This is a genomic window from Ideonella sp. P3_A4, assembly GCF_056403075.1.
In genome coordinates this window covers 1-10994 of the sequence record NZ_JBFUGE010000190.1, presented here as the reverse complement: position 1 = coordinate 10994, position 10994 = coordinate 1, and the positions used below count along the sequence as shown (strand labels likewise).

Sequence of the window (10994 nt, the reverse complement as noted above, 5' to 3'; positions counted from 1 at the left end):
TTCGCAGCAGCGCCCGTCAAACGCGACGGTGCGGTGCTGGGCGTGCTGCGCCTGCGGCTCGAAGCCGGCCTGCTGGGCCAGGTGCTGGCCGAGAGCCTGAGCGCGCATGGCGATGTGCACGGCATCGTCTTCGACGCTCAAGGCCACCTGTTTGCCGGCACCGACTCGCGCCTGGCAGGTCAGCAGCGCCTGCCGCCGGAGTTCCACGTTGACACGTCACCCGGCGCACAAGAGCCCGACTGGGCGGGCCGCCACTGGCACGGCCATGTGCAGCCGGTGCCCGGCACGCGCTGGCTGGTGATGGTCTATGAGCCCAAGCGCCAGTTCGAGGCGCCGCTGCAGCTGCTTCAGCGCGAGTGGCTCGCTTTCGTCGGGCTGCTGGCGCTGTTGGGCATGGGGGCGGTGTGGCTGATCGCTGCCATCCTGTCGCGCCCGCTGGCACGTTTGACCGACGCGGCCGAGGGCATTGCCGCGGGTGACCTGGGCCGGCGCGTGGCGGTGCGTGGCACCGAAGAGTTCCGCCGCCTCGGGCAGGCCTTCAATGAAATGAACGAGCGGCTGGGGCAGACCGTGCAGTCGCTGTCGGACGAACTCGCGCAGCGTCGCGCCGCCGAAGCCGCGCTGCGCGACAGCGAGGCGCGGCTGCAGCAGTCGAATGTCGATCTCGAACGCCAGGTGCGTGAGCGCACCGCCGACCTGGCCACCGCCAAGGAAGCGGCCGAAGCGGCCAGCCGGGCGAAGAGCGCCTTCCTGGCCAACATGAGCCACGAGATCCGCACGCCGATGAACGCGGTGATCGGCCTGACCCAGCTGCTGCACGACGACAGCCACGAGCCGGCGCAGCGAGAGCGTCTGAAACGGGTGTTCGACGCCGCCCAGCACTTGATGGGGCTGATCAACGACGTGCTCGACCTGTCGCGCATCGAGGCCGGCAAGCTGTCGCTCGAAACGGTGGCCTTTGRCCTTGAAGCGATGGTCGATCGCATGCTGGGCATGATCGATTCGTCCGCCAAGGCCAAGGGTCTGCGCCTTCACAAGCAGCTCGAGGCCGGATTGCCGCAGCGCTTGCTGGGTGACGAGCGCCGTCTCGGTCAGGTGCTGCTGAACTTCCTCGGCAACGCGGTCAAGTTCACCCACCACGGCGAGGTCGGGCTGGCGGTGTCGCAGGTCCGCGAAGATGAAGACGAGCGTGTCTGGCTGCGCTTCGAGGTATGGGACAGCGGCATTGGCCTGACACCCGAGCAGCAGGTGCGTGTGTTCGACGCCTTCGAGCAGGCCGACGTGTYGACCACCCGGCGCTTCGGTGGGTCGGGCCTGGGCCTGACGATCAGCCGCGAGCTGTGCCAGCTGATGGGCGGCCAGATCGGTGTGGCCAGCCAGCCAGGGCAGGGCAGCCGGTTCTGGATCCTGCTGCCCTTGCAGCGCCTGGTGACGGAAGTTGCCGAACGGGTGACGGCCGGCCCATCTTCCGCTGCGCCGGCCACCGGACTGCCGCGCTGGCAACTGCCTGGCAAGGTGTTGGTCGTCGAAGACAACCCGGTCAACCAGGAGGTCATCCAGGCCTTGCTGGCGCGTCATGGCCTGGTGGCCGACCTGGCCAGCGACGGCGCCGTGGCGGTCGCGATGGCGCAGCACGAGGCCTACCCGCTGGTGCTGATGGACATGCACATGCCACTGATGGACGGCCTCGAAGCCACCCGCCGCATCCGCCGCCAGCCGCTGCACCAGCACACGCCGATCATCGCGATGACGGCCAACGTCTACGAAGACGACCGTCAGCAGTGCCTGGACTCCGGCATGAACACCCACCTCGCCAAGCCGATCGACCCCAAGGCGCTGGAGCAGTTGCTGCGCGATTGGCTGGGCGCGCCGACGGCGACCTGACCGTCCGCTATCCGCGGCGGTTCGGCGCGCGGCCGGCGCATCGCGGTTTCCTGCCGCTACGACTGCTGCATCTGGGGTACCGACGCGCGCAACGCCGGACGTCACGAAAGGGCGCGGCGCATGCGAGTCCCATCCCAAAACGGGTGGGCGTGGCGTGACTGTTCTCGATGCTCCAGAACCTGACCAGGCGGCTGGACGAACAGGAAGAAAAGAAAAGTTCGTCGCCTGTGCGTCCAGGTTGGCGATGGCTCCGTAAGTCGGGTTCGTCACGCACCGTGACARCGCGGCACCTGATGCACAGGGCGCCGTTTCATCAAACCCAAGGAGTCAGCTTCATGAGCCCCCAGTTTCAACGTTTCGCCAAGCCGTCCGCCGCAGTCACCATCGCCGCCTCGCTTCTGACGATGGCATTTGCGTCGGCGCCCGCGCACGCCGGTACCAGCGAGACATTCAAGTTCAACATGGTGCGCACGCCCTCGCTCGTGGCGGTTCCGGGTTGTCTGCCGTACGTGAAAGGCCATGTCCAGGTCAAGCCGTTGGTCGGCGCCGAGCAGATGACGGTCAGCGTCACCGGCCTGCCGCCGAACACCGACTTCAACCTCTTCGTCATTCAGGCGCCCAACGCGCCCTTCGGCATGGCGTGGTACCAGGGTGACATCGAGTCGGACTACCTCGGCAACGGTTCGCGCAAGTTCATCGGCCGGTTCAACGAAGAGACCTTCATCGTCGCGCCCGGCAGCATCGCGGCACCGGATGTTCACCACGACAACTTCCCCGATGCCGGCGTCAACCCGCAGACGGCCCCGGTCCACACCTACCACGTGGGGCTGTGGTTCAACTCCGCCGCCGACGCAGTCAAGGCCGGTTGCCCGGGCAACGTGACGCCGTTCAGCGGCGAACACACGGCCGGTGTGCAAGTGCTCAACACCAGCAACTACCCCGATCTGTCGGGCCCGCTGCTGCACGTCAAGCCCTGATGCAGGCTGAGCCCTCGGCCATGTCGCGCGGCAGGCCCGCGCCGGACAACGACGAGCTCGCGCGCTGGATAGCGCGCGTCTCGCTCGGCGATCGGCGCGCCTTCGAGCAGCTCTACCGCGCGACCTGCAATTACCTGCTGGCCGTGGCCTGGCGCGTCCTGCAGCGCCAGACACTGGCCGAGGAGGTGCTGCAGGATGCCTTCGTCAAGGTCTGGCATTCAGCCAGTGCCTACGACGCGCGGCTGGGCGTGCCGATGACCTGGCTGATCAACATCGTCAGGAACCGCGCGATCGACGTGCGCCGGGCTGGCTCCAGCAGCGTGGGCGACTCGGCGCCTGGCGACGACAACCTGCCCGAGGCTCTGGCCCCGGCGGCCGCCGGCCCGGAGCAGTGGCTCGATGCCTCGATCCGGGCGACGCACATCCAGGCCTGCATGGGCCGGCTGACGGCGCAGCAGCGCCAGGCGCTTGCCCTGGCGTACTACCGGGGCATGACGCACGCTGAGGTTGCCGACGCGCTCGACGCGCCGCTGGGTACGGTCAAGGCTTGGGTGCGCCGCGGTCTGGTCTACCTGAAGGCCTGCCTGGAGGCGGGCGGGATTCAATCGTCATGAACTACCTCCTGCCCCAGCGGCTCGACGCCCTTGCGCGGGCCCATGTGCTGGGAACGCTGTCGCCCCGGGCCAGCCGCCGCTTTGCCCGCACATTGGCCGAGTCCGCCGTCGCCGCGCAGGCAGTGGTGCGCTGGCGCGAGATCCTGGTCACGCTAGAACGCGGCGCGCCTGTATCGATGGCGCCCCGCGAGCAGGTCTGGGTTGACATCCAGCGGCGCCTGTTCCACCCCACAGCGTCGGCCCGGGCCTTGCCGGCGAAGGGACTACGCGGGCGCGCCGCGGGCATGCTGACTGGCATGGGCTGGCGCTGGCCCGCGGCGCTCGGTCTGGCCGCTGGGGCGCTGTTGTGCATCGGGTTGGTTCAGTGGCGCCCTCAGGTGCAGGAGCTGGAACTTGCGACGGCGCACCCGCCCGCCAGTTATGTCGGTGTGCTGCAAGACGGGCAGGGGCGCCCCGCCCTGGCCACGATGGCACGCCGCCACGGCCGCGCGCTGACGGTGCGCCTGCTGCAGCCGGTGGCCCTGGCGCCGGACCAGGTCCTGACCCTGTGGGCCTGGAGCGAGGCTCAGCCCACTCCGCGCCACGTGGGCAGCTGGCTGGCACAGCAAAGTGCCGACATCGAGTTGGCGGCACCGGCCGAGGCATTGCTGGGCACCATGACGCACTTGGGCGTCAGCCGCGAGGCTGCTGGGCCGCCACCCGCCCAACCGACCGCGCCGCTGTGGGCCCAGGGGCCGTGCGCCAAGGTCTGGTGACGCTGCTGGTGCCCGGTGGCACCGCCGGCACTCAAAGCCGCCCGACGCACCCCGGCGCGCCGCAGCGGCAGGCCAGCCGCCCCTCGTGGTGGGTCTCGCCATAGTCGACCGTGATCTCTTCGCCTGGCTCGATGTTGCGCAGGGCGTAGAACTCGATCCGGCCTTCGTGCACGCGCAGCTGGCCGTTGGGCTGGCAGCTGTGGTTGGTGAAGCGCATCGGGTCGGTCGACTTCGCCAGGTCGATCGCCTTCTTGGCCGAGATCTCGACGATCATGATGCGCTCGAGCATCGCGGCGCGGCGGCGCGCCTCAGCGATCGTGATCGACTCGCCGCGCACCTCGCCGATCTTGTGCCACTTGGGCACCGGCTCCAGCGCAAAAACGCCGAAGCCGTCGATCGGGCTGCGGCGCACGGCCACCTCGAACTTTTGATAGGGCGGGTGGCCGGCGAGTGCGCCCATGTCGACCTTGGGCTCGCTCAGCCTCGCAGGCCGGTTTCAGTGGCGTGCGCCGGCAGCGTCACCACGGGTTCGGGCTTCCAGCCCTTCTTGCGGTGTTCGGCCACCACGTTGGTGAAGATGCCGCCGCGCACGTACCACTTGGCGGTGATGCGGGCGTAGCGCGGCTTCGTGACCTCGACGATCTTGGTCAGGATGTCGTTGGTGACCTTCTCGTGGAACGCGCCTTCATTGCGGAAGCTCCACATGTACATCTTCAGGCTCTTCAGCTCGATGCACAGCTTGTCGCAGACCATGTCGATCGTGAAGTGCGCGAAATCCGGCTGGCCGGTCAGCGGGCAATGGCAGGTGAACTCGGGGATCTGGAACTGGATCACGTAGTCCCGCTCCGGCGCCGGGTTGGGGAACACGAACAGTTCCTTCGACGGGGCGGTCGGCGGGTTCGGCGGCATCGGGCGCTGCTTCGGCTCGGCAGCGGCTGGCGTCTTGGACGTCTTGGGGGCGGTACGGGCCATGTCGGCGTTAGCCGCCTGAAGCGGCAACTAGGGAGGGTTCGGGAAGGGCGCGATGGTATCATCCCGGCCACTTTTGCGGCCTGGTTCTGGCCAAAATCCACTGATAAATCAATGACTTAGGGCGAAGGCTCAACGGCTCCGGCCGGCCCTTCGCCCGACCCTATTCCCCTTCATGCGGCTCAACCAGATCAAGCTGTCCGGCTTCAAGTCCTTCGCCGAGCCGACCACCTTCCAGCTGCCTGGCCAGCGGGTCGGCGTGGTCGGCCCGAATGGTTGCGGCAAGTCCAACATCATGGACGCGGTGCGCTGGGTGCTGGGCGAATCGAAAGCCAGCGAACTGCGCGGCGAATCGATGCAGGACGTGATCTTCAATGGCTCGGGCAACCGCAAGCCTTCGAGCCGCGCCAGCGTCGAGCTGGTCTTCAGCAACGAAGACGGGCGCGCCGGTGGCTCGTGGAACCAGTACAGCGAGATCGCCGTGAAGCGCGTGCTGACGCGCGACGGCACCTCCAGCTACTTCATCAACAACCAGCCGGTGCGCCGCCGCGACGTGCAGGACGTGTTCCTCGGCACCGGCCTTGGCCCCCGCGCCTACGCCATCATCGGCCAGGGCACGATCAGCCGGATCATCGAATCGAAGCCCGAGGAGCTGCGCCTGTTCCTCGAAGAAGCCGCCGGTGTTTCCAAATACAAGGAACGCCGCCGCGAGACCGAGAACCGTCTGAAGGACACGCGCGAGAACCTGACCCGCGTCGACGACATCCTGCGCGAGCTGAACGCCAACCTCGACAAGCTCGAGCGCCAGGCCGAGATCGCCTCACAGTACCGCGGCCTGCAAGAGCAGGGCACGCTGAAGCTGCACCAGCTGTGGTTCCTGAAGCACCGCGACGCGACCACTGAAGAAGAGCGCGTCAAGCTGGCGTCGCTCGAAGCCACCAATGCGCTGGAAGCTCGCCTGGCCGAATTGCGCCACGTCGAAGCCGAGCTGGAAACAGTGCGCCAGGCGCACTATGCCGCATCCGACGCGCTGCATGCCAAGCAGGGCGACCTGGCTCAGGCGCAGCTTGAAGTCAGCCGCCTCGAAGAGCGCATCCGCTATGTGGTCGAAGGCCGCCAACGCGCCGAGGCTCGCTTGGCCGACCTGCAGGCGCAGAACGCGCAATGGGCGTCTCGCAAGGATGACGCCGAGGTCGAGCTGGAGACGATTGCCGAGCAGATTGCCGCAGCCGAAGAGCAGGCCGAGATCCTGGCCGCGCAGGCTGAAGAGCAATCGATGTCGGCGCCTAACTTTGAAGATGGTGTGCGCGCCGCGCAGGCCAAGGCCAACGAACAGCGCACCCAGGTCACACACGTCCAACAACAGATCCAGGTGCTGGCGGCCGAGAGCCGCAACATCGACGAGCAGACCCGCACGCTGCGCACCCGCCGCGAGCGCCTGGCCACCGAGCGCCAGGGCTTGGCCGCGCCGGACATGGACCGCCTGGCCCAGCTGAAAGAAGACAGCGAAGCCGCCGACGCCGCACGCGACGAAGCGGAGGCTCGCCTGCACGAGCTGAGCGAAGAAGTGCCGTTGCTCGACGAGCAGCGCCGCACCCAGCACGACACCGTCAACCGCGAATCGGCCAAGCAGTCTGACCTGACGGCTCGCCTGGACGCACTGCGCGCACTGCAAGAAAAAGTGCAGACCGAGGGCAAGCTCAAACCCTGGCTGGCCAAGCACGGGCTGGACGGCCTGCAGGGCCTGTGGACAAAGATCCACATCGAGCAGGGGTGGGAAGTGGCGCTCGAATCGGCGCTGCGCGAACGGTTGAGCGCATTGTCGGTCGGCCRGCTGGACATCGTGCGCGCCTTCGCCGCCGATGCGCCGCCCGCCAAGCTGGCGTTCTATTCGCTGCCGCAAGCCGCGATCGCCAACACCCACCAGACGCTGTCGCGCCTGTCTGATCTGCTGCGCCTGAACGACGCCGGCATGAAGGCGCTGCTGAACGACTGGCTGGAAGGCGTCTACACCGCGCCCGGCCTGGACGAAGCGCTCGCGCAACGCAACCAGCTGACCCACGGCGAAGTCATCATGACCCGCGAGGGCCACGCAGTCTCGCAGTTCGCGGTGGCCTTCTATGCGCCCGATTCCGAGCAGGCCGGCATGCTGGCCCGCGCGCAAGAGATCGAGAGCCTGGAGCGCCAGAGCCGCGCCCAGGTGCTGATCGCCGACGAGGCGCGCACGCAACTGGTTCGGCATGACGCGGCCTACACCGAGGCCTCGCAGCGCCTGGTGGTCGTCCGCCGCGAAGCCGGCGAAACGCAGACCCGCGCGCACCAGCTGCACGTGCAATTGCTGCAGCTCAGCCAGCAAGCCGAAGCCGCCAGCACCCGCCGCAACCAGCTCGAAGAAGAGTTGGCCGAGATCGATGGGCAGATGGAAGAGCTGTCGGAGCGTCGCGTCACCGGCGAGGCCCGCTTCGAAGAGCTGGACATGCAGCTGGCCGACACGCAAGAGCGCCACGCCGAGCTGGAAGAAGCCGTGATCCAGGCCGAGCGGCGCCTGAACGATGCGCGTGAACAGCTGCGCTCGCTTGAGCGGCAGGCACAGGAAGCGCAGTTCCAGGCCCGGGCGCTGGCAGCCCGCCGTGGCGAGCTGCAACGCGCGATCGAGACAGCGGCCGCTCAAGTGCAAGCCAATGCCCAAGCCGGCGAACAGCTGCAGCTTGAACTCGGCAGCTTCAACGACCAGGCGGCACAAGCCGGCCTGCAGGACGCGCTGGCGATCAAGCTCGAAAAGGAACAGGTGCTCGCCGCCACGCGCAGCGAATATGACGACCTGTCGGCCAAACTTCGCGCCGCCGACGAGCAGCGCCTGCAGTTCGAACGCAGCCTGGATCCGCTGCGCGAGCGCATCACCAAGCTGCAGCTGGAAACGCAAGCCGCGCAGCTGGGCGGCGCCCAGTACATGGAGCAGCTGGTGGCAGCCGAGGTCAACCTCGAAACCCTGGCACAGACGATTGCCGACGGCAACGTCAAGCTCTGGGGCCTGCAAGGCGAGATCGACCGCATCAACCGCGACATCGCCGCACTCGGCGCCGTCAACCTGGCGGCGCTGGACGAGCTGAGCGCGGCGCGCGAGCGCAAGACCTTCCTCGATGCGCAGAACGCCGACCTGAACGACGCGATCAGCACGCTGGAAGACGCGATCCACAAGATCGACCTCGAAACGCGCGACCTGCTGATGACCACCTTCAACCAGGTCAACGAAGGCTTCGGCCGCATGTTCCCCAGCCTGTTCGGTGGCGGCCAGGCCAAGCTGATCATGACCGGCGACGAGGTCCTCGACTCTGGCGTGCAGGTGATGGCGCAGCCGCCGGGCAAGAAGAACTCGACCATCCACCTGCTGTCGGGTGGCGAGAAGGCACTGACCGCGATCGCGCTGGTGTTCGCGATCTTCCTGCTGAACCCGGCGCCGTTCTGCCTGCTGGACGAGGTGGACGCGCCGCTGGATGACGCCAACACCGAGCGTTATGCCAAGCTGGTTAACGAAATGTCCAAGGGCACGCAGTTCCTGTTCATCTCGCACAACAAGATCGCGATGGAAATGGCCGAGCAGCTGATCGGCGTGACGATGCAAGAGCAGGGCGTGTCGCGCATCGTGGCGGTGGACATGGAAGCTGCTGTTGGCATGGTGGAGGCAGCATGACCTTGACCATTGCTTTGGCGATGCTCGCGGGCCTGGTGCTGATGGCCGTGGTGGTGCATGGCGCGTGGACGGCGCGACGCGAGACGCCCCGCTTGCCGCAGGTGCCGGCCGGCGCCGAAACGGCGCCTCGCATGGAGCCCACGCTGACAGGTCAGCGCGAGCCGGACCTGGGCGAGCCCCGCCCGTTGCCGACGGCCACCTTGCGTCGCCAAGCCCGCGTGGACGCGCTGATCGACGCGATCGCCACCGTCACGCCTGAGGCCCCGATCACCGGCGAGCTGGCGCTGCAGAACCTGCCCGGCAGCCGCCGCGCCGGCACCAAGCCTTTTCACATCGAAGGCCTGAATGCTGAGACCGGCGAATGGGAAATGCCCCGCGCCGGCCAACGTTATGGCGAGTTCCAGGCCGGCCTGCAAATGGCCAATCGCCACGGCGCCGTCAACGAGATCGAGTACTCCGAGTTCGTGCAGAAGATCGAGACCTTTGCCGAGGCTTTGAGCGCGGCGGTCGACTTCCCGGACATGCTGGACGCGGTGGCCCGCGCCCGCGAGCTGGACACCTTCGCGAGCCAGCATGATGCGCAGCTGACGACGATCCTGCGCGCCAACTCGATCGCCTGGTCGGTCGGCTACATCCAGCAGGCGGCCGGCCGCCACGGCTTCGTGCCGGGCTCGGTGCCGGGGCGGCTGGTGCTGCCTGGTGCCGAGGAAGGCGCGCCGCCGGTGCTGGTCCTGGCTTTCGATCCCCAGGTGGCGCTGTCCGAAGACCCGGGCCACGCTGCTCTGCGCGAGCTCATCCTGAGCCTGGATGTGCCGCAGACGCTGGAGTCTGCCGAGCCGTTCGCCGCCTGGCAGCACAGTGCCCGTCGCCTGGCCGACGACCTGGACGCGACGCTGGTCGACGACCAGAGCAGCCCGATCACGCTGCACGCATTCGCGGCCATCGGCCAAGAGCTGGACCGGCTGTACCGCGCACTCGAATCGCGCGACTTGGCGGCCGGCAGCCCTGCCGCGCGGCGCCTGTTCAGCTGATCGAAAAGCAGCGTGGAGGCCGTATGCTGACGGCATGGCCACCGACCTGCTGCTCATCGCGCTGCTGATCGCCGGCGCGGCCTTCTTCTCCGTTGCCGAGATCTCGATGGCGGYGGCGCGCCGCTTGCAACTGCGCCGGCTGGCCGACGAGGGCGATGGCCGCGCCGCACGGGTGATCACCGTGCAGGAAGCGCCGGGCCACTACTTCACCGTGGTCCAGATCGGGCTCAACATGGTCGCCATCCTCGGCGGCATCGTTGGCGAAGGGGCACTGACCCCGCACTTTGCTGCACTTCTTGGCTTGGTGATGGCGCCCGAGCGGGCACAGACGATCGGCTTCGCGTTGTCGTTCCTGACCATCACCTCGCTGTTCATCGTGCTGGCCGATCTGGTGCCGCGCCGGCTGGGCATGAACGATCCCGAGCAACTGGCGATGCGCACCGTCGGTCCGATGAGTTTGCTGACCACGCTGTTGAAGCCGCTCGTCTGGATATTCAACGGCCTGTCGAACTCCTTGTCGCGTTTGTTGGGCTTGCCGCAAAAACGTGACGATCGGGTCACCCACCACGACATCCTGGCACTCACGGCTGCCGGCACGCTGGCCGGAGCCGTGGCCAGTGAAGAGCAGCAGGTGATCATCAACATGTTCGAGCTGGACACGCGCACGGTGGAAACCGCGATGACGACCCGCGAGCGCGTGGTCTACCTGTCGATGGACGATGACGACACCTTGCTGCGCAACCGCGTGGCCGAAGCGCCGCACTCGACCTACCTGGTCTGCGGCGAAGGCATCGACGAAGTCCTGGGCTACATCGACGCGACCGACCTGTTCCAGCGCGTGCTGCTGGGGCAACCGATGAGCTTGAGCGCCTGCTCCGACTCGGGCCTGGTGAAAAAGGTGCTGATCGTGCCCGACCGGCTGACGCTGGCCGAAATGCTGACCCAGTTCCGACAGGCGCACGAAGACTTCGCCGTCATCGTCAACGAATACAGCCTGGTCGTCGGGGTCATCACGCTGAACGACGTGATGAGCACGGTGATGGGGGCAATGGTCGTGCCACACGACGAAGAGC

9 protein-coding genes are annotated in these 10994 nt (G+C 67.4%); 7 read left to right on the top strand and 2 right to left on the bottom strand.

From position 1 onward, the window contains the following. From AC1DYI_RS17245 to AC1DYI_RS17230, 4 genes are all read left to right on the top strand, one after another. The coding region (locus AC1DYI_RS17245; protein ID WP_477205366.1) for an ATP-binding protein at positions 1-1884 on the top strand (1884 nt) is incomplete at its 5' end. 335 nt (positions 1885-2219) lie between these two features. Continuing rightward, positions 2220-2861 (top strand): hypothetical protein, encoded by a 642-nt coding sequence (locus tag AC1DYI_RS17240; protein WP_477205365.1) that lies wholly within the window; start codon positions 2220-2222, stop codon positions 2859-2861. Beyond that, positions 2861-3475, top strand: coding sequence for a sigma-70 family RNA polymerase sigma factor (locus tag AC1DYI_RS17235; RefSeq protein WP_477205364.1), 615 nt, complete (start codon positions 2861-2863; stop codon positions 3473-3475). The genes AC1DYI_RS17240 and AC1DYI_RS17235 overlap by 1 nt, the downstream gene beginning before the upstream one ends. Further along, positions 3472-4230 (top strand): anti-sigma factor domain-containing protein, encoded by a 759-nt coding sequence (locus tag AC1DYI_RS17230; protein WP_477205363.1) that lies wholly within the window; start codon positions 3472-3474, stop codon positions 4228-4230. Before AC1DYI_RS17235 ends, AC1DYI_RS17230 begins: the two co-directional genes overlap by 4 nt. A gap of 31 nt (positions 4231-4261) precedes the next feature. Here AC1DYI_RS17230 and AC1DYI_RS17225 read toward each other — a convergent pair whose 3' ends face one another. Together AC1DYI_RS17225 and queF are read right to left on the bottom strand one after the other, a co-directional pair. Beyond that, positions 4262-4690 (bottom strand): SET domain-containing protein, encoded by a 429-nt coding sequence (locus tag AC1DYI_RS17225; RefSeq protein WP_477205362.1) that lies wholly within the window; start codon positions 4688-4690, stop codon positions 4262-4264. Between the two features lie 17 nt (positions 4691-4707). After that, positions 4708-5202, bottom strand: a complete 495-nt coding sequence (gene queF / locus AC1DYI_RS17220; protein WP_477205361.1) for a preQ(1) synthase — start codon at positions 5200-5202, stop codon at positions 4708-4710. Between the two features lie 172 nt (positions 5203-5374). On the opposite strand from queF, the gene smc reads away from it, so the two are divergent. From smc to AC1DYI_RS17205, 3 genes are all read left to right on the top strand, one after another. Next, positions 5375-8890 (top strand): chromosome segregation protein SMC, encoded by a 3516-nt coding sequence (gene smc / locus AC1DYI_RS17215; protein WP_477205360.1) that lies wholly within the window; start codon positions 5375-5377, stop codon positions 8888-8890. Continuing rightward, positions 8887-9921, top strand: coding sequence for a cell division protein ZipA C-terminal FtsZ-binding domain-containing protein (locus AC1DYI_RS17210; protein ID WP_477205359.1), 1035 nt, complete (start codon positions 8887-8889; stop codon positions 9919-9921). Before smc ends, AC1DYI_RS17210 begins: the two co-directional genes overlap by 4 nt. A 34-nt stretch (positions 9922-9955) precedes the next feature. Beyond that, a partial coding sequence (locus AC1DYI_RS17205) for a hemolysin family protein (RefSeq protein ID WP_477205358.1) occupies positions 9956-10994 on the top strand: 1039 nt, incomplete at its 3' end.